This window comes from Paenibacillus sp. LC231, from assembly GCF_001860525.1.
Lineage (GTDB): Bacteria > Bacillota > Bacilli > Paenibacillales > Paenibacillaceae > Paenibacillus_AQ.
The window spans coordinates 119,435-139,328 of the sequence record NZ_JFOM01000012.1 but is presented as its reverse complement, the minus strand read 5'-3'; the positions used below and the strand labels follow the sequence as shown (position 1 = coordinate 139,328).

General features: G+C 50.4%; 19 protein-coding genes. 9 read left to right on the top strand and 10 right to left on the bottom strand.

Annotation, left to right across the window (positions count from 1 at the left end):
* Nucleotides 1-15: 15 nt before the first annotated feature.
* The gene (locus AK95_RS08575; protein ID WP_071219548.1) at nt 16-645 is read left to right on the top strand and encodes a GyrI-like domain-containing protein; all 630 of its coding nucleotides are present in this window, start codon (nt 16-18) and stop codon (nt 643-645) included.
* 97 nt (nt 646-742) lie between these two features.
* Here AK95_RS08575 and AK95_RS08570 read toward each other — a convergent pair whose 3' ends face one another.
* A complete protein-coding gene (locus AK95_RS08570) occupies nt 743-1,456 on the bottom strand; it encodes a class I SAM-dependent methyltransferase (protein WP_071219547.1) in 714 nt (237 codons plus the stop codon).
* Nucleotides 1,457-1,671: 215 nt separating this feature from the next.
* Nucleotides 1,672-1,803, bottom strand: a complete 132-nt coding sequence (locus tag AK95_RS35135; RefSeq protein ID WP_268801960.1) for a hypothetical protein — start codon at nt 1,801-1,803, stop codon at nt 1,672-1,674.
* A 140-nt stretch (nt 1,804-1,943) separates the two neighbouring features.
* On the opposite strand from AK95_RS35135, the gene AK95_RS08560 reads away from it, so the two are divergent.
* Nucleotides 1,944-2,705: a kanamycin nucleotidyltransferase C-terminal domain-containing protein gene (locus AK95_RS08560; RefSeq protein WP_071219546.1), complete on the top strand. Its 762-nt coding sequence runs from the start codon at nt 1,944-1,946 to the stop codon at nt 2,703-2,705.
* A 168-nt stretch (nt 2,706-2,873) separates the two neighbouring features.
* Entirely contained in the window at nt 2,874-4,622 is a 1,749-nt protein-coding gene (locus tag AK95_RS08555; protein WP_071219545.1) for a M28 family peptidase, read from the top strand.
* 138 nt (nt 4,623-4,760) lie between these two features.
* Here AK95_RS08555 and AK95_RS08550 read toward each other — a convergent pair whose 3' ends face one another.
* The gene (locus AK95_RS08550) at nt 4,761-5,204 is read right to left on the bottom strand and encodes a DUF3888 domain-containing protein (protein ID WP_071219544.1); all 444 of its coding nucleotides are present in this window, start codon (nt 5,202-5,204) and stop codon (nt 4,761-4,763) included.
* 213 nt (nt 5,205-5,417) lie between these two features.
* On the opposite strand from AK95_RS08550, the gene AK95_RS08545 reads away from it, so the two are divergent.
* Nucleotides 5,418-6,365, top strand: coding sequence for an alpha/beta hydrolase (locus tag AK95_RS08545; RefSeq protein WP_071219543.1), 948 nt, complete (start codon nt 5,418-5,420; stop codon nt 6,363-6,365).
* 140 nt (nt 6,366-6,505) lie between these two features.
* On the opposite strand, the gene AK95_RS08540 is transcribed toward AK95_RS08545, so the two are convergent.
* Complete coding sequence (locus tag AK95_RS08540) at nt 6,506-6,979, bottom strand: Lrp/AsnC family transcriptional regulator (protein WP_071219542.1); 474 nt, start codon at nt 6,977-6,979, stop codon at nt 6,506-6,508.
* Between the two features lie 146 nt (nt 6,980-7,125).
* Between AK95_RS08540 and AK95_RS08535 the strand changes: the two genes are divergently transcribed.
* Complete coding sequence (locus AK95_RS08535; RefSeq protein WP_071219541.1) at nt 7,126-7,953, top strand: alpha/beta fold hydrolase; 828 nt, start codon at nt 7,126-7,128, stop codon at nt 7,951-7,953.
* A gap of 285 nt (nt 7,954-8,238) precedes the next feature.
* On the opposite strand, the gene phnX is transcribed toward AK95_RS08535, so the two are convergent.
* From phnX to AK95_RS08510, 5 genes are all read right to left on the bottom strand, one after another.
* The gene (phnX, locus tag AK95_RS08530; RefSeq protein WP_071219540.1) at nt 8,239-9,057 is read right to left on the bottom strand and encodes a phosphonoacetaldehyde hydrolase; all 819 of its coding nucleotides are present in this window, start codon (nt 9,055-9,057) and stop codon (nt 8,239-8,241) included.
* Nucleotides 9,054-10,148, bottom strand: a complete 1,095-nt coding sequence (gene phnW, locus AK95_RS08525; protein WP_071219539.1) for a 2-aminoethylphosphonate--pyruvate transaminase — start codon at nt 10,146-10,148, stop codon at nt 9,054-9,056. Before phnW ends, phnX begins: the two co-directional genes overlap by 4 nt.
* 22 nt (nt 10,149-10,170) lie before the next feature.
* The gene (locus tag AK95_RS08520; protein ID WP_071219538.1) at nt 10,171-11,166 is read right to left on the bottom strand and encodes an extracellular solute-binding protein; all 996 of its coding nucleotides are present in this window, start codon (nt 11,164-11,166) and stop codon (nt 10,171-10,173) included.
* A gap of 261 nt (nt 11,167-11,427) precedes the next feature.
* Nucleotides 11,428-13,044 carry an ABC transporter permease subunit gene (locus tag AK95_RS08515; RefSeq protein ID WP_071219537.1) on the bottom strand — a complete coding sequence of 539 codons (1,617 nt, stop codon included), beginning with the start codon at nt 13,042-13,044 and terminating at the stop codon, nt 11,428-11,430.
* Nucleotides 13,037-13,789, bottom strand: coding sequence for an ABC transporter ATP-binding protein (locus tag AK95_RS08510; RefSeq protein ID WP_071219536.1), 753 nt, complete (start codon nt 13,787-13,789; stop codon nt 13,037-13,039). The genes AK95_RS08515 and AK95_RS08510 overlap by 8 nt, the downstream gene beginning before the upstream one ends.
* A 252-nt stretch (nt 13,790-14,041) precedes the next feature.
* Here AK95_RS08510 and AK95_RS08505 point away from each other — a divergent pair, with 252 nt between their 5' ends.
* Both AK95_RS08505 and AK95_RS08500 read left to right on the top strand, forming a co-directional pair.
* Nucleotides 14,042-14,806 carry a DeoR/GlpR family DNA-binding transcription regulator gene (locus tag AK95_RS08505; RefSeq protein ID WP_071219535.1) on the top strand — a complete coding sequence of 255 codons (765 nt, stop codon included), beginning with the start codon at nt 14,042-14,044 and terminating at the stop codon, nt 14,804-14,806.
* 311 nt (nt 14,807-15,117) lie between these two features.
* Nucleotides 15,118-16,176 carry a hypothetical protein gene (locus AK95_RS08500; protein WP_071219534.1) on the top strand — a complete coding sequence of 353 codons (1,059 nt, stop codon included), beginning with the start codon at nt 15,118-15,120 and terminating at the stop codon, nt 16,174-16,176.
* A 187-nt stretch (nt 16,177-16,363) separates the two neighbouring features.
* Here AK95_RS08500 and AK95_RS08495 read toward each other — a convergent pair whose 3' ends face one another.
* Nucleotides 16,364-17,320 (bottom strand): GNAT family N-acetyltransferase, encoded by a 957-nt coding sequence (locus AK95_RS08495; RefSeq protein WP_071219533.1) that lies wholly within the window; start codon nt 17,318-17,320, stop codon nt 16,364-16,366.
* A 165-nt stretch (nt 17,321-17,485) separates the two neighbouring features.
* On the opposite strand from AK95_RS08495, the gene AK95_RS08490 reads away from it, so the two are divergent.
* Nucleotides 17,486-18,610 (top strand): ATP-binding protein, encoded by a 1,125-nt coding sequence (locus AK95_RS08490; RefSeq protein ID WP_071219532.1) that lies wholly within the window; start codon nt 17,486-17,488, stop codon nt 18,608-18,610.
* A 359-nt stretch (nt 18,611-18,969) separates the two neighbouring features.
* Complete coding sequence (locus AK95_RS08485; protein WP_481855825.1) at nt 18,970-19,803, top strand: alpha/beta fold hydrolase; 834 nt, start codon at nt 18,970-18,972, stop codon at nt 19,801-19,803.
* Nucleotides 19,804-19,894: the final 91 nt, after the last annotated feature.

The window sequence follows — 19,894 nt, the reverse complement described above, 5'->3', positions numbered from 1 at the left end:
AGGAGAGATTCATGTATGCCGCTTCCTAAACTCGATCTGGCCAAAAGCGATAAAACCTATTATACAGCCGGGAACACCCCCGAGCTCGTGCAGTTTGATCCCTTTCCCTATCTGTCGTTCGAAGGCCAAGGCGCGCCCGAAAGCTCCCTTTTCGAGAATGCAACCGAGGCGCTGTATACCGTTGCCTATGGCGTTAAGGGATATTGCAAGGCGGAGATTCAAGATTTCACCGTTCCTAAACTTGAAGGGCAATGGTGGGTTAACTCGGATCGGTATGGTTTGGAGGTTCCGAAAGAGGAATGGCATTGGAAGCTGCTCATTCGGATGCCGGCGTTTGTCACCCCGGAGATCGTCGATTCCGCACGGGACAAAGCCTTCTCCAAGAAAAATCATCTGGAGCCCATTCAGCAAGTGGTATTGGAAACGATCCATGAGGGACTATGCGTCCAAATCATGCATATCGGCCCCTACAGCACAGAGCCTGATACGCTGGCGAAAATGTATGCTTACATGAAACAGCATCATTACGTACAGGACGGGCATCATCATGAGGTTTATTTGTCCGATCCACGAAAAGCCGCCTCCTCCTCCATGAAAACCATTCTCCGCGCTCCTGTAAGACAGGAGCATTCATTGGAACAGTGAATACGGCGCACCCTGTTCCCTGACGACAAACACCATACCCAGCTAAAAATAAAGGAGCCGGCATATTGCCGGCTCCCCACATCTTACCTTCATTCTTCTAGAACTTACGAATGCTTAGCAGCGAATTGCCGTTCTTCATAAACTCATAAGGCACTTTAACTTCCGCCACCCGAAAACCGTCTGCCTCTAGCTCATGAATCAGGCGCTCCAAATGAGCGTAGCGCTCCCCCGACAAATCGGTTAACGGAAAGATGCGTACCTCTTCCGAGGCAACACGCAGCAGCTCCCGAATCGTCTGGACATGAAAGTCATAATCCAATCGGTCACTGTACATAAACAGAAAATGGGCGGACAGCACCAGATGAAACTGATTGTTATCAAAAGGCAGCTCCGGCAGTACCGCAGCAACGTAGCGATCCGGAAACTCCCTCATATCCTGAACGCAATCACGGAGCGCTTGCTGGCGATGCTGACGAAGCCCCACCACATCTCCATAATAGTCCCAGACATAATTTCTCTTCGCCTGCTCCATCGTTTCCATCGCATGCCCGATATCCTGCAGTCCCTTGGCCTCCAGGTCATCCGGCTCGTGGTCATAGGCAATATCACTGGCCGTTATATCGAGACCACGCTTCGCACCGTGAGCGGTGAACGAACACGCACCGGAAGGGCAATCCAATACGCTTTTGCCGGCTAGGTCCGACATTTCCAAATCAAACATATGCGTGTACTCTTCAAACGTGCGGCCAATGAATACAACCCGGTCCAGTTCCTGCTTGGTCTTGCCTTGACTCTGCTCAGCTCTACTCATCTCTACTCACCTCAGCTATTTATTGCGGGAGCGGGTCCAATGGCTACTTCCCCACCTCCGCAAGGATATATTACCATAAGATGGAATGAGGGGATAAGGATTTTACGATCTCTACCTGTTCTTCTTTAGAAAGTCTACAACATCATTCAAGTCAGCTGTTTTCAAGGCAATTTTTTTGTGGTTCACCACTACAAAAAACGGAAATCTTCTAAGTCCTAAAGTTTCGGCCTAATCCGGGCTTGCTCATCCAGCTCATTCGCGGCATGGGCATCTTCATAGAAATAATGAATTCGTAATTCATCTTCCCCCTCCGCGAGCAGGTCCTCAGGCACAGCTATCTTGCTCAAACCAGAACAACCAATCACTATCACCAAGACGAACCAGGCTAGAACTCTCCTAAACTTCATAAACCCGTCACCCCCCTAATACAACCGTTCTATTTATACTATAATATAGATAACTAACTTTCTTCGGAGGGGATTTCCTTATGCTGCCTTATCCTGCTGCTACGACTAGAGAAGAGAAAATGAACATCATTCATCAAATCAAAGACCGACTGCTTCAGTTGCACGGCGATAACATTTTGGCCATTGGCTTGTACGGTTCGATTGCACAAGGGATTGATGGTCCTTACTCGGACATTGAACTTCAAGTTGTTACACAGGACGGAGTCTCCCTGCTCGGATATGAATTCATATACCCCCCTTTCAAAATCGAAATCGGAATGGAACAAAAGCAGGACATATTCAAGGATGCAGCGTCGGTGGACGACTCATGGGCGATTACAGCGGGCGCTTATGTCCATCTACAGGAAATCTACGATCCGGCGAACCTGCTTGCTGAAATTCGGAAGCTGCCCCTCCAGGTTTCAGACGAAGCCATCAAAGAAACGATGCGGGAATTCATGATCTGGGAACCCTACGAAACGATGGGCAAAATACGAAACAACGTCCAATCCGGTAACTTAGGCTACCTCCCGCTTGGAGCCAAGGACCTGACCTGGCAGACGGCCAAGCTGATTGGACTTGCCAACCAAACGTTTTACAATACAAGAGCCAAGACATTGGAGGAATCACTGTCCCTGAAATCCAGGCCTTCGGGATACGATGAGCTGGCACAATTGGTGATGCGGGGTCAGCTTCTCCAGATCGATCATGTGTATGAGCTTTGCGAACAGCTCTGGACCGGTCTGAACGCATGGTATGAAAAAATGAATATTGAATATAAATCAAAAGAGCTTCCATTCTAATGGAGGCTCTTGCTTTGTGTTATGCATGGAATGCTGATCATTCTCAATCTTATATTGACACATGTCATATTCTGGAACTACGCTGTGTAAGAGCCGATTTCTTACATACGATGAAAGATCGCTTTACGAAACGCCTGAATGATCATAAAAAGGAAGTGAGTAGTTACCATGCAAATTCAATTGAGTAGACCGCCGGATTACAGACCTCCTTATTGGCTGCCGCTTACAACCATCCTCACCGTCATACTCGTTATCTCTCTCATGCTGTGGTTCGAGAAGCCGCCAGAAGCCAGAAAGATCGATGCGCCCGCAACCGAGTTCTCTGCCGAACGCGCGATGGCGCATGTCGAGCGCATCGCACAAGAGCCCCATCCGATGGGTTCGCATGCCAATGCGGAAGTCAGAGCTTACTTGGTGGAACAGATGGAGCAACTTGGCTTGAACCCGGACGTCCAAGAATTTAATGGCCGACTGACAACCAAGTACATCGACGCCGACATTCAGCTTACGAACATTCTGGGTGTCATTAAGGGCACCGGATCGGGCAAACCGCTCCTGCTTATGTCCCATTATGACTCGGTCTCTACCGGACCCGGAGCCAATGATGCTTCGGTAAGCGTAGCTTCGTTGCTGGAGACGGCAAGAGCGATCCAAGCCGGACCTCCGCCGCAGAATGACATATGGATTCTGCTGACAGATGGGGAAGAGAGGGGTCTGCTGGGGGCGGAAGTGTTCTTCCGTGACCCGCAGCACCTTGAGGTTGGCATGATTGCGAATTTTGAAGCCCGGGGATCGAAGGGTTCCTCCTTCATGTTTCAGACCAGCGACAGCAATAGTCGGATCATTGAAGAATACGCACAAGCCGTATCCAATCCTGTCAGCAACTCGCTCTTGGTGGACCTCTACAAACAACTGCCGAACGATACCGATTTGACGGTGGCGCTTGAGCATGGTCTCCCGGGACTAAACTTTGCCTATGGCGATGGGTGGGTCGCTTATCATACCCCGATGGACAACACGGAGAACGTCTCCCTTGAAACCATGCAGCATCAAGGCGAGAATGCGCTGGCCGTGGCAAAGCATTTTGGCAACCTTGATTTGACTGACCTGGCTTCAACAGACGACCGTATTTATTTCAATTTATTTGGCCTGCTGGTTCATTACCCTGCAAAATGGGCGATCCCGATCACCGTGGTGTTCGCGGCGATATGGATGGCTTTCGCGGTACTGTTTGCCCGTATCTCCAGACTCTCCCTCAAGGGAAGTTTGCTAGGCCTGCTAACCCCGATTGCAGCCATCGTGCTCTCGGCAGCGCTAAGCTTTGGCCTGTGGTCGCTGGTTGATACGTTGTGGGCCGGCAAAATGACGCAACCCACAGGGGCAACCTATGATTCGCTTCTGTACAGTGTCAGCTTCATCCTGGTAACCTTCATCGTTCATGTTGCGCTCACCCGCTGGATCGTGCGGAAAGTGAATGAATTGGAGATGCTGCTGGGAGGCTCATTCCTGTTCCTGCTGCTGCTTGTCGGCTCAACCGGGTTCCTGCCGGGCGCAAGCTATTTATTTGCGATTCCGCTGCTGGTCCATTACGCGGCCCTGACATGGGCGGCATTCACCCGGGACCCGATCGAATCCCTAAACCATCCGGCTGTCGTACTGGGAACGTCCCTGATCCCTGTTCTGATGTTCACTTCGGTCTTTCATATTGTGTTCCTTATGCTGCCGCCAGGAATACACCTATTCAGCGTGGTGCTGATCGGGCTCATTCTAGCCCTAATGTCCCCTGCTGTGCGAATGCTCGCATATGCCTGGAAATGGGTACTGCCGGCTGCCTTCATCGCCATCATCGTTCTGCTCGCCATCGGCTGGATCCAGGCCGAACCGGGACCGGATCGGCCGGTTTACGAGAGCTGGTAAGCATTGCAGGTACCCTACCTGCTGCTTCAATGCTTGAGGGTGTGAGACCCGATAAACGCACCATGATCTCCATGCCAAACAAGCAAACGCGCGAATTGCGTTTGCTTGTTTTTTGACATTGGATCGATTTCACCGCCGTTACTTCACGATATTTTGCCAATGCGGAGGTAGTTCATACGTCTTCAGATGTTTGTATTCCACCAGCTTGACCATACCGCCGGGAATCGTCGGAGCCACTTCAAACACAAGCCGATCCTTTCCAACCGAAATATGGGGACCAACCGTTGGATTGGCCTCAAGCGTGATGATGAAATGAAAACCGCGGAATCCATTAACCCTCTTCACTTCGGTCACATCCACAAAGTATGGATAAACAAGCGGCTGCTCCTTCAACGTGTGGATATAATGCCCGCGAACCGCCTCATCGATATGAGGAAGCAAAAATAGCATCAGCATATCCTGATATTGCAGCTGCGCACTATCCTTCTTCGGTGAAGAATAGGCCTCCTCGGCATAGGACGGCAGCGTTAAACCCATAACCATAACGACGGCAAGAATTAGGCTGATGAAGCGTTTGTTCATATTCTCCCTCGCCTCCTGCTGCAGCTCTTTATCTTTAGGCTACCCCAACCGATACAATTGATGTAACACCCATGAAACGAACGTGATCCGCGATATAGATTAATCAGGGGACGTGCGATATGATAGGTGGAAGGAACGATATCGTATCAGCTATGCCTTCCTTATCACATTCATCGTGCTTGTCCCATGGATACGGGGAGGATAACCATCAACATGAAAAAAAGGATTATGATCATGTCAGCAGCTATCATCGCATTTCTAGTTCTCATTATTGGCGGAGCAAGCTTCTACTTCTATAACGTCGCTATTGCCCGCGCCGACAAGGGCTTTCTAAACGGCAACCCGGACCTGGAAGCCAATTCGAATATCGACAATCCCTTTGCGGACAGCAAGGATTGGTGGACCCAGCAGAGCTTCGAGGAATGGAACCTTACTTCAGACGACGGTCTAAAACTGCATGCTTACTATTTACCTGCCGAGGTATCGACGGATAAAACCGTCATCATTGCTCATGGCTACTCCGGACATTCGGAGCAGATGAGCGGATTCGCCCAAATGTACCATAAGGACCTGGGTTACAACGTGCTTCTGCCCGACGCGCGAGGTCATGGGCGAAGCGAAGGCGATTACATCGGCTTCGGCTGGCCGGAGCGCAAGGATTATCTGAAATGGATCGATCAAGTCATCGAGCATACGGGTGAAAGCACGCAAGTTGTCCTTCATGGCGTGTCCATGGGCGGTGCAACGGTCATGATGACCAGCGGCGAAGAGCTTCCTCCCCAAGTAAAAGCCATTGTTGAGGACTGCGGATATACCTCGGTCACGGATGAGCTGAAATATCAGCTGAAGCGCATGTATAAGCTGCCGTCCTTCCCGCTGGTTCAATCCACGAGCCTGTTGACCAAGATCCGCGCCGGATACTCCTTCGGCGAAGCATCCGCACTCGAACAGGTGAAGAAATCCAAAACACCAACGCTGTTCATTCACGGCGGCGGCGATTTGTTCGTACCTACCGAGATGGTGTATGAGCTGTACGAGAATGGTCCGGAGCAAAAGAAGCTGTTCATCGTCCCCGAAGCAGGTCACGGCATGGCGCGCCAGTTCGATCCCGAGGGGTATGACCGCGAAGTGACGGAGTTTATTGGTGCGTATGTGCAATAAGAGGAAAAGAGCAGTCCATGTGGACTGCTCTTTTTTAGCGGAATTGTGTTAGGTGATAGTGTACAAGCAGTGCCGGAAATATCATTTACTTGGTAATTGTTGCTCTATTACTAGAGATCTTGCTGCTCCAACGATGCAGCTCAAATACCCGGCGGATTAATGCGTGGAATGGTGTTCGATGCATCCTGGCTTGAGACCAGACTTTTATCCTCGAATCGTGTGGACAGAACGACAAGCGTCGATGAATGGCCAAACGTGTTGCACGTTTCAAGGAAGGTTTCCAAGCTTTCACTCGTCGCGGTGACGACCTTCAATAAATAATTGTACTCCCCACTCGTCCTGTAGAAATCGACGATCTCCGGAGCCGACTCTGCGTATGCCTCGAACTCCCCGCAGTTATTCGATTTAAACAGTACAAACGCAGTGGTATACTTGCCGAGTTTCGATGGGGCAAGCACTGCACGATACCCCGTTATAACTCCCTGCTCCTCCAGTTTCCGAAGCCGTTCTGTCACGGCCGGCTGGGACATCACGATTAATCGGCTCATCTCGGAGATCGTAATTCGAGCATTTTCGTGAAGGATCGATAAGATTTTATTGTCTATGTGATCCATAATCCATGCACCTCATTTTTTAAAGTTAATGGCGTAAGCAACGTAATTATTAAGTTTTTTGACCCCAAATTCCTTTATAACTCCATTTCGATTGTAAAATAATTCAAATATAATTTCATTATAAACCGACAAGGGAGATGGAGAATATGACTACGAAATTACATGAGAGCACAATGATAAATGGGTTAAACTTTTTCACGACCATTGATGGAGTTAGAATTGCTTATCGAATGGATGGTCCAACCGGTAAACCGGTACTGATGCTGGCGAACTCAATTGCAACCTCAATGCACATGTGGGACGGCCAAATAGCTGATCTTTCGGAGCATTTCCTCGTGCTTCGCTACGACTATCGGGGACATGGCGAATCGGATACACCTGAGGTTCCCTATTCGTTCGACCGACTGGGACGGGATGTCATTGAGCTGCTTGACTCGCTTCACATTGACCGCGTGCATTTCCTTGGGCTATCGTTAGGCGGCGCGGTCGCACAATGGCTTGCGATCCACGCTCCGGAGCGGATCGACCGGCTCGTCCTAAGCAATACGTCCTCCTATCTGGGACCGGCTGAGCAATGGCAAGGTTTAATCACGTCTGTGCTGCAACCTGAGAACCTTCCAGAGTTCGCCGATACATTCATTAAGAACTGGTTTCCTTCACATATGGTGGAGTCAGAAAGCGCGATCGTTGCTTCTTTTCGGGAGATGGTGCTGACGACTCGCCCACATGGAATCGCAGGAAGCTGGGCTGCTATCCGTGATATGGATATGCGCCGGACGGCTTCCCTGATCAGCAGCCCAACACTCGTCATTAGCGGGCAGTATGATACCGTGACGCTTCCGAGCCACGGTGAATTGATCGCTAAAACGGTGCCGAATTCCACGTTCGTCTTGTTCCCATCCGTACACTTAACGAATGTGGAATATCAATCCGAGTTCCTGAGTACTGTGCTGGAGTTTTTGCAGTCGGAATAATAAAGTGAATTACGAGGTGGGTATACGTTGATATCATAAAGAACCAAGTATGGGATCGTATACTTGGTTCTTCTATCATTACTGGGGCGATTCACCATTCGTTTCGTTTCACACGCATACGATGGCTGTTGAGTTCTTTTTTCCCGACAGTCTGAGCAGTCCATGTGGACTGCTCTTTTTTTGCGAGGTGAGGGGTAACCTATAGCACCGTCCCCTTTCCTTCAGCTCTCGGGTTATATGTTCCCGCAATACTTTACCGGCATATCGATAGGCCTGAATGGCTTCCTAGCACTGAATGCCCGGTCTTTTCCCCTCAGCCAGCATACCGTTAATTCTCTCGATTAATTCCGGCAGCTCGTTCATCGTCCGAAGCGTAAAGTCCGCCCCGTTACGAATAAACGTCTCTTCGGTTTTCGAGATCGCGGCCTCCCGGTCCGATTCTGACAGGGCATGGAACTCTTCTGCACTCAGGCCCATTTCCGAGCTGCCGATGATAACGCCAACCGACCATACGCCTGCGTTCACGCCTTCTTTCACGTCCGAGACGGTATCCCCTACCTTAACGACTTTCCAGGATGCCGATAACCGGAGAGACTCCATATTCCGATAAATCATGTAAGGATAAGGTCTTCCTTGGGAATTCGTGTCATCCGGCGTGAAATAGACATCCGGGCTGTAGCCCTTTTGCCGGGCATTGGCGACCACGACTTCCATCATGCTGCTTGTATAGCCCGTCGTGGAACCGATCTTCAAGCCTTGACTCTTCAAAACTTCAACCGTTTCGATGACACCCGGGATCGGGTCCGTGTACTCGGATAAGGATGCCATCAAGGCCGGCTCGAATTCCGCATACAACCGCTCTACGTCCTGCTCATCGAAAGCTCTTCCGTACTTCGCTTCCCACAACGCCGACACTCTTGGCATGGACAGCATGGCACGAATATGATCGATCTTCAGCATCCCCATCGGCGCTCTCGCCTCATCCATCGTCACTTCAATGCCCGCATTCTTAAAAATATCGACAAACACGTTCACCGGTGCAAAGCATCCAAAATCCACAGCCGTTCCGGCCCAGTCCAATATAACGCCTTCGATTCGGCTCATTGTGCCGTCACCCCCATATATTCTTCAATAATATGACATAACTGTTCGATATCCCGCTCATAAATTTCTCCGATATTCCCAATGCGGAAGGTATCCACGTCGGTCAGCTTGCCCGGGTAGATCACATAGCCTCTTTCTTTAATGTAAGCGTAAAAATGCTCGAAGCTAAACCCTTCACTCGGGCATAAGAACGTGGTGATGATCGGGGATTGCTTGTCATCGGTAATGTAAGCCTGGATACCGATTTGCGCCAATCTCTCCCGCAGCAGGCGATTGTTATTCCGGTAACGACTGAATCTCGCCGATACACCGCCTTCTTCGTTCAGCTCATCCAACGCTTTGGAGAAGGCGGCCACAACATGGGTCGGCGAAGTATAACGCCATTTGCCGTCCTTGTCCATGCCCTTCCATTGGTCGTACAGGTCGAGCGACAGGCTGCGCGCAATCCCTTCGCAGGCTGCAAGCTTCTCCAGCTTGGCGATCACGAAGCCAAACCCCGGAACGCCCTGGATGCATTTATTCGCACTGCTGATCAGGTAGTCGACGCCAAGTCCCTGAACATCGATTTCCATGCCGCCAAAACTGCTCATCGCATCGATGATGAGGGTTTTGCCGTATTCTCTGGACAACAACGAAACCATCTCCAGCGGATTCAGAATCCCGGTTGTCGTCTCGCAATGTACCATCGCGATATGCGTAATACTCACGTCCTTGTGCAGTATGGCTCGAAGTTCATCCTCGCTTGGATGTTCGTCATAATTCACTCTGTACTCCACATAATTCAGTCCGATATACTCCGCCATTTTCACGATCCGCTCACCATATGCGCCGTTTGTTACGATCAGCACTTTATCATCTTTTGAGATGGTTGACGTCATGACAGCTTCGACGGCAAAGGTGCCGCTTCCCTGCATCAACACGGCGGTGTACCGCTCTTGATCCGCCCCGGCGAGTGCCAGGAGCTGCGATCTGATTTTTTGCGTAATCGATTTATATTCATCATCCCATGTACAGCGGTCAAAGAGCATCTCCTCTTTCACCGTCTTGGTTGTCGTCAAAGGTCCTGGAGTCAAAAGCTTGTAGGTATTCATTCACATCGCTCCTATGCTGGCTTTATTCTTTGGATCCGTTGAAAAATTGCTGATGCTCTTCCAGCAGCTCTACGGTCAGCGGCTTCTCAAAGGTCATCGAGTATGCAGGTTTGTTGACTTCATCCACGGTCTCGCCTTCGTACAGGGCCACCGGATAGTTCACGATCAGGTCTTTTCTGGCATCCTTCACGATGGTCTCGGCCATTTTCAGCGCTAAATCCGTCGTGGCATTCTCCTTGTCCACCACCGCAACCGACTCCGTCAGCGAGAAGTTTCCTTCGACCGGATCTACATAATCAATCGGGGCACCGTCAGCTTTGGCCGCTACCGCCTGATGGCGGAGTCCAAAGCCGGCTGCTACTTCTCCAGCCTGTACCTTCTTGATCGGACCAGAACCGGAGCTCTCCAAATGCGGCCCCACGTTGGCAATCAGGTCATGAAGCACCTTACGTCCCGCATCTTCGCCGTATTGCGTGATGATCGCCTGGACGAGCAGCCAGCCGGTGGAGGAATCCATAATGTTCGGAATCGATACGAGTCCGCTGAATTCCGGCTTGGTCAGATCCGTGATGGAGGTTGGCATCGGCAAACCTTTGTCTTTCAGCACCTGCGTATTCACGAAGATGGCGCCGGTATTCGCCAGAATCGGCGTGTAATATTTCGGATAAGTTCCGACAGCGCCTGCGTCAAAAGCCAAATCCTTAAACATGGAGTGCTTGGTCTGTGAGCTTTCGATAAAGTACGAGCTCATCGTGACGAGATCGGCCTCAATTTTGTTCCCCTCAGCCATCAGTTTCCCGCCAAGTTCGGATGTACCCATGGATTGCATGAGATACTGCCCTTCGTAACCGGCATTCTTCAACGATGTTTCCATTGCGGCGACGGCCTCTTCATCCCCGTTGGTGTAGATGACCACCTTCTTTGCTTCCCCTGCGCTTCCGCTTCCGCAGGCAGCCAGAGCAAACACCATACTGATTGCGATCAATGACAGCAGCATTCCCTTAAGCGTCTTCATCATGATTAACTCCACTCCTTGAATTTGTATTGGTATTAAAAAACAGGTTCAGTGCTTGATGTCCGCTGCGATACCGTATCGTACCTCCGATCGCTGTTGTCTTCAGATTTCTCTGATTGGAATGAATCCACTGTAGAAACCCTCAGACAAAGGCGAACGCATACGCTTCTCCAATACGATTCGTCCTCTTTCGCTCGGTGTTCAAGTATGTTTTTTGCCAGCTGCATATCCGGCATCGCAGCGGGCATGAACGTAATGCCGGCTTTAGCGCTGCGCCGTTCTCCTCTGCAATGCGTCGCACACCAGCTTGATGATCAGATTCGTGAAGAAGATCAGCATCGACAGCACGAAAATCTCATTAAACTTGGCGAAATGCTGCAGCTCTTTGATCTTGCTGGCTACGAGCGACGTCTGGGCAGATACAAGAAAAATAATGCCGCTGATCGTCACCATAGCGTTGATGAAATAGTAGCTGAACATCTCTATGACGGTTGAAGCCGAGTTTGGCAGGATCACCCGATAAACGGTCTTGAACCAGCTGTCCCCCAGCAGTTCTCCCGTGGTTTCCCATGATGGATTCATCTTGGACAGGGAGTTCTTGGCCATCAGATACGGCGTCGTAAAGAAATGAACGATATTGCACAGAACGATAATGATGAAGGTTCCCTTCAGGCTGCTTCCATTAAAGAAGAGCAGGTAGGATATCCCCAGCACCATGCCAGGCACCGTATTCGTGATCATCGATACCATATCCACCGTGGATCGGGCTTTTAACGACGTACGCACATTCAGCAGCGCTGATCCGTATGCCATCAAGGTGCCAAACAGCGCTGTCAGCAAGGCGACCCAGAGCGAATTGCGGTATACCCCCGTCAAATCGCTCGATTGAAAGACATCCCGTACATGCTTAAGCGTAAACGTCAGGTCATAGGGGTAGCTGCTCAGCCATGGCGCAATGAACATCACGGCAAAAACCGATAGCATGCCAAGCACGATGACCGATGACATTATGCCAAAGGCGATATCCCGAATGCGCTGCCGCGGCAGCTCGATATCCGACAGCTTGTCATAGTGGAAATTCCATTTTTCCAGGTAGTTCAGCAGCCAGATGCCGAACACGGCGGGGATCAGCATCATCACCGCAATGACAGCGCCTTGGTTGAAGTCCGGAATGGAGCCCAGCATCACCTGATACAGCTGCGTTGCTACGACCGGATAGGTACCGCCAACCGAAGCCGGAATGCCAAAATCCGTAAAGCTTAAGATAAAGGAAAGCACAAAGGCTCCGCCAAGCGCTCCGGCGAGGGGGCGCAAAATCGTATTCAGGAAACTTCTCATCGTACCGTCACCCATTAACTTGGAGACGATGATGAACTTTTTATCAATATACTTAAACGCGTTATGGATCAGTAGGAATACTGGAGGCAGCGTGTAAATGACGTAGCCTATGAGCAGTCCGTTCCATCCGTAGATTTCAAACAAATTGCGCCCGGCAAGCCGAGTGATCAATCCCTGATTACCGAACGAATACATAATGGCGAACCCATATGTAATGGTCGGGAGCAGCATGGGGATGATGATGACGGTTTTCAGCAGGCCTTTAACAGGCCGGTATATTTTGGTGCAATGAATGGAATACGCGAGTATAAACCCCAGGACGGTTGTGATCACCGCCGTGATGCCCGAAATCTTCACACTGTTGCCAATCGCTGTGATGAATTCCCGATTCGACCCTATGGATACATAATGCCCGAGGGTAAACCCCTGATCGGATTCGAAGGAACGGATGAGCAGGATGAGCAGCGGCAAGAACAAAAACACGGCGAACAATAACAGGATGACGGTAAAGATAATCCGCATTTCCGGTTTCACGTTATGCATACTGCTCACCGAACAGGTTGTAGATGTTCTGCCTTTTGATGTGCAGCTGCTTGATAATAAACTGCTTCACAAAGTCATTGTTCGGATGATGGACAATCTCCTGGGGTGTGCCGAATTGGGCAATCTGTCCCTGATGGATAATCAGGATTTTGTCCGAAAGCGTTAGCGCCTCCTCCGGGTCATGCGTCACAATGATCGTGGTCAGTTTGAATTCTCTGGCAATCGATTGAATCCGCTGCTTGATCGACTCCTTGATCACGCCGTCCAACGCGCTGAGCGGCTCATCGAGCAGCAGGATCTTCGGTTTTGTGACCAGCGTTCTGGCCAGGGCCACTCTCTGCTTCTGCCCCCCCGACAATTCGCCGATCCGCTTGTTCAAGTGAGGCTGAAGCTCTAGAAAGTCGATATATTCCTGTACCTCCTGCTGACTCACGCTCCCCTTCTTGTTGCGCAGGCCGTATACGATATTGTCGTAGGCATTCAGATTGGGGAATAAGGCATAGTCCTGAAAAACGATATTAAACCCCCGCTTCTTCATCGGCACGTTGCTCAGATCTTGATCTTGGAACACGATTTTTCCCTGATCCATCCGGGTGAGTCCCAAAATAATATTCAGTAATGTGGTCTTTCCGCTGCCGCTCGGACCGAGCAGCGACACGATCTCGCCCGACCCGATTTCTACGTTGATGTCATCCAAAACCACTTTATCGTCGAATTGTTTGCTAATATGCTCTAGCTTCAGCAAACGGCTCACCTCCCTTAAACACATCCTCAGTATAGAAACCATATGTAAACAAGAATCATGAGAACTGTTAAATGTAAGTAAATTATGCATATATCATTCATAAATTAAGACCAACTATTGACCATATTCATCCACATTAGTTGCCTAACTTACGAATAATATAGGTAATTCTATTGAACATAGCCGGGCGAATCGGTAAACTAGACATGAATGCAGGCACCAACTACTAATGCGGATTGAATGGGTGAGCGAATGTTTCCACTGGAGAGGCAAAAGAAAATACTTGAGCTGCTTACGATTCGAAAAGTGCTGAAGATCACGGAGCTAACGGAAGAACTGAACGTCTCGGTGGATACGCTGCGCCGGGATTTGAACACCTTGACCAAGCAGGGGCGGATCGAGAAAATATATGGCGGGGTTAAGCTCGTGGAGTCCCGGTTCGGCGAATCGTCCATGGACGAGCGCATGGTCAGCCAGTTGGAAGAGAAGGACCGGATTGCCCGCAAATGCGGCGAATTCGTCCATGACGGCGATTGCATCTATATCGACAGCGGCTCGACTACGTATCAGATGGCCAAATACGTGAAGCATAAGAAGAAGCTGACGGTGGTTACGAATTCGCTGCCGGTTGCGATTGAGCTGATGGACAGCGATGTAGAACTGATTATGATCGGCGGCAAAATCCGGCGGGAGGAACAATCCGTCGTCGCCTATGAATACATCTTCAACTTTCATGAGCTGAATGTGCTGAAGGCGTTCATCTGCTGCAGCGGCATCACCATCGAAAAAGGCATTTCCGACTACAATCTGGAAGAAGCCATTACGCGCAAAAAAATGATCGAGCTGTCCAAAGAGGTGGTTGTCATGGCGGACAGCACCAAGTTCGGCAAAGACGTCACCATTTCCATCGCTTCGCTCGACAAGATTGATACGATCGTGACCGATGCGAACGTCCATGCAGGCTTCATTCCAAAATTCAAAAAAACCAATACAACGCTAGTCATTGCGGATGAATAGAATAAAATAGAATAGAGCACGCCAAAAAACGGACATTACCGATCGCCGAACGTCAGCGAGTATTGGAATGTCCGTTTTTTTATTCACTGGCGAAGACCGATGCCAGCTTATATGTGTCGAGCCTTTTCCAGTATCCTGCATCCATACGGATTATCTTCTTTCTCCATGCATCTTTATTATGTGCATGACGGCCCCCCTTTTTGTAAGCGGTTGTACATTGGAAGGGAAGTCCATATAATGATTAATGAATGGAAAACAGGATATTTTTGTTATTTTCTGCGACACCATGCAGGTAGAGGAGGAAACTGATTATGAACGTTGGATCAGCACGCGCTGCGGCAACGGACTGGGTCTTGCAGCATGCCAGCAGGGAGCCTGGATACATGGGTGCCTATTTTAGCGGCTCCACAGTCGGAAAGCCGGATGAGGCGGAGATGGACCCGTCCTCGGATATTGACATCGTTATCGTTACCCAGGATGCGGAACCCCCTCTTAAGCTGGGAAAGTTTATCTACCAGGACGCCTTGATCGAAGCCACCTATCTGTCCTGGCGGGACCTCACCTCGCCCGAGCAGGTATTAACGTCCTATCATCTTGCCGGCAGCTTCCGTGTAGACACCCTGATGTCCGATCCGACCGGGCAGCTGCGCAAGCTGCAGACGGAGGTTTCACGTCGTTTTGCCGACCGGATATGGGTTACCCGCCGCTGTGAGAACGTGCGCGAACGAATCATAACCGGACTCCGATCCATAGATCCTTCTGGCCCCTGGCATCGCCAGGTTACCTCCTGGCTGTTCCCTACCGGCGTAACTACCCATATGCTCCTGGTCGCTGCTCTTCGAAACCCCACGGTCAGGCTCCGCTATGCAGCGGTTCGCGATGTGCTCAAGGAGTATAACCAAGAGGAGATATATGAGGAGCTGTTACGACTTTTGGGCTGTAAAGACATGAGTGCCGAACAAGCCATGATTCATCTCAATGGATTGACCCGAACCTTCGATGCCGCGTCTGCGATTGCGAAGACCCCTTTCTTCTTCAGCAGTGACATTACGCCGGATGCAAGAGCCATTGCCATTGACGGCAGCCGCGAGCTGATCCTAAACGGAAGCCATAGGGAAGCCGTCTTCTGGATGGTGGCTACCTTCGCTCGCTGCCACAACATATTGGAGGTCGACGGGACTCCTGAATTTCAGGAGCAGTATACCCCTGCTTTTGATGCGATCCTTGCGGATCTCGGCATAACCTCCACCGATGACCTGCTGCATCGGGCAGACGATGTTCTCCATTTCCTGCCGAAACTGTGGAGCGTCACGGAAAGCATCTTGGATGCCAATCCGAATGTGACAGGCGGGCGGGAATCGACCTCATAACTCTTCTAAATTTCATATACAAAAAACCACGCCAGGATTGATCCGTGCGTGGTTTTTGTTTGGTCCATCGTGCGTATGACATCCTGTGCGTACGTGTACGAGGACGGGGGAATGCTTCGATGGCTGTCAGCCAACATGCTTGGATGACCGTCCTACATGCTTGACGCACGCATGGCCGTCGAACGACCTATCCGTGGCCTTCCTCCTGCAGAGGCAGATAAAATCGGTGCTCCTCTCGGTCTTTGACAAAGCCAACCGACTGATAGAGTGACAACGCCGTTTCATTGGCTGCCTTCACTTCAAGTTTTACCGAGGCGGATCCCTGAGCCTGAAGATAGGACATGGCACGGTAGAGCAGATGTTTGGCGATTCCCCGTTGTCTCCACGGCTCTCTCACAAACACATCTTCAATCACGCCGACGTCCCCCTCTTCCAGCCATGCCATGGTACTGCCTATAATCATGTCCCCTTCCAGGACATTCATCGCAATCCAGCCGGGATGCTCTTTATATTCCCGTAAGCGTTCAAGCCCCAGCGGCGCTTCCGGCCAAACCTCAGCCTCGAGCTTTAGATACATCTCTTCCTCTTCCGCAGACACCATCTTCCACAATCGATAGCGATAGCGATTATCTAACGGCAAGGCAAGTAAAGGCTCCTCAAGGGACCGCTTCATGGAATACAGCTTCTCCAGCGGCTGAAATCCGATTTCCTCTGTAAAAAAAGTGTTGTTGCCGGTCTCATGGGCATAGTTGCCCACGCACAAATACGTCCCGTATGTCTCCGGCAGCGTCCTCTTTAACACAAGGGCATGTTCATAGAGCATCTTATACATTTCACCTAGAATTTCATAATCCCGCTCCCGCTGAGGTACAGCCTTGAGATTCACATAAATATGATGCTTGCAGTTAGGCGCACATCCCGGCGGGATCACGTTAAAAATGCCCACCTGTCCCTTGGCCACCATCTTCCCGTCTTCAATAGCACAGAACACATTGCCCCAATTCTCCTGGTCACCTACCCACCAAAACAACGAATCCGCTGCGGATACCGCCTGATACAGCTCCCCCAGCAGAGGCATATCGCCCTGCCTAAAATTCCGAATGATTCTTTCACCCAAATGAATGTCACCAGCCTTTGCGTTCATTGTAAGACGACCCTGAATGATAAAAATAGATAAAAAACAACTATAAACGAACAAATCGCTTAACCATGCACCATTTTCCTTATTATGGGTTTACAATGTTTAAATTACGTAATATAATAATTACGTAATAACATAATGATGATAAAGCGAGGTTGATGATTCCCCATGACACGTGATCTGGTTTATGAGATGGATGTCTTAAAGAATCAAATGACGGAGCTGCAGCAGCTTGTCTATCAAGCCCTTATGGAACGCAAACCTGGTTCCGCATCAAACCAAAGCCAACACCGCCAAGAAATCGCCACAACACCTGCGATATATGAAGCAGCCTCCGAGGACGGCTCCGTCTTCTACTCCGGACAAGTGCATCTGAATGGACAAAACATCCGCTGGGAGCCGCAGGAACGGCGAATGGATCAATTGCTGGACATGAACACCGAGAAGGCCGCCAAAATCCTCGCAGCACTGGGCAACAAGCAGCGCCTGGATATTTTAAAGGCCGTCATGGCAGAGCCCCTATCCGGCGCGGAGCTGGTGGAACGTTTGAATATGGGAACGACGGGTCAGCTGTATCACCATCTCAAGGCGCTGCTCGGCGCGGATCTCCTTGTACAGGAGCAAGGCGGAAGGTACGCTCTTCCTAAGCATCGGAGCCTGCCGTTCCTACTGCTGCTCTCTACTGCAGGCGATCTGCTCGATACAAGCGATTACCTGGAGATGACCGAAACCCGCAACAATGCAGGGATGTATTTTGGGACTTCGCACGGCTTCGATATTCATCAGCTGCTCTGGGCCGTCGTGGAAAATTCGATATTGGAGCACACGAGCGGGTATGGTGATCAGATTGGCATTTACCTGCATGAAGATGGCAGCGTGACGGTTACCGATAACGGGAGAGGCATTCCCGTGCAGGCCCTTCCGAATTCCAACATCCCTGTCGTACAATCGGTACTAACCGATGTCCACCGGTTGAACACCAGCGCACACTTTCTGGCCCCCGGCGCGGAGAAGGGCATCAGCATCGCAGTAGTCAATGCCCTCTCCAAGCATCTGACCGTTGAAATTCGCCGTGACGGTAGCATATACAGGCAGGAGTACAGGCACGGCATTCCGCAGACCGGGCTTCTGATTGTCGGCATGACTCAAGAGACGGGCACCAGCGTGACATTCAAGCCTGAGCCCGAATTATTCAGCTCTGCCTTTGATTTTAACCGCATCATCGAGCGTAAGAGCGCAATTGCCGCGGATTATCCTGGAATCAACCTGACGATCCGCGATACCGCCGAATAAAGGGAGCTGGAGAAAAGGCAATTCGGAGCCTATGCACCATGCTTTTTACAGCAGCGATACGCTGAGATGCCGCATCGAGGGTACTTCTCCCTATGCAAACCATCGCTGAGACAACGGTCCTGGAACGAATACCGGTCCGGGTGTAGAGACGCAGTGTGTGGTCCGGGGCATGCTTGAATGGCTGTCGACCGAGCGCATGTCTGGTGCTATACTGAGCTTGAACGAACGCTAATCGAGGTGAGATAGAATGCTGGAACGTTCTATGGAGAATGTAATGGAATCTGAACAGGAAAGGGGATGGTGCGTTTAATTTAAAAGATGAAACGAGGACGATAAACTTGAACATACAGAGTACGGTAATGAGCGAAGGATTTGCATTGAATGTTTCCATTCGCGGAAACGGCAGGCCCATTTTGGTGGTGGGAAGCAGTATTTACTACCCCCGCTTGTTTTCGGAACAACCCTACACTTCATTTCAACTGATTTTCCTGGACCATCGAGGATTTGTTAAGCCCCCTCGTACACTGGAGCCGGAAGAATACACGCTGGATAAGGTTCTGGATGATATCGAAGCGGCAAGACAAACGCTGGAACTGGAGGATTTTATAATATTGGGGCATTCGGGGCACGCATTCATGGCACTGGAGTATGCCAAAAAATACCCGGAACACGTCCGGAAGGTAGTCCTGCTGAACACCGCCCCGACTAACAGCCCGGAGCGGCAGCAGCAGAGCTTTGCTTTTTTCAATGAGACGGCGTGTCCTGAGCGGAAACGGCAGTTTGAAGCGGATATCGCCCTGCTGGAGGGTGATATCCAGAGGGAGCCTGAACGGCGGTTTGCTCATATGTGCATCCGAATGGGAGCGCACAGCTTCTATGACTATGCCTATGATGCGGCTTGGATGTGGGAAGGCGTCTTCACCAACATGCCCGTCATCGATCATTTATGGGGAGAGGCCTTCGCGCGGCTCAATCTGATCGATTCGCTGAAAGAGGTTGCCAAGCCCGTCCTCATTGGTCTTGGACGGTACGACTATTTGGTTAGTCCCGTATCGCTTTGGGATGCGATAAACGGCTCGCAAGCCAACGTGAAGAAGGTCATTTTTGAAAAAAGCGGCCATAATCCGATGTTTGAAGAGCCCGATCTGTTTAACGCCCTATTGACGGATTGGATTCATGAAACAGACAACTAACCCGTGAAGATACAACGTATGCGTTACTGTAATGAAGAGGAGCCCTCAGCACTGGGGGCTCCTCTTGCGTCTTGCTGGAGGCTCCTCTTAC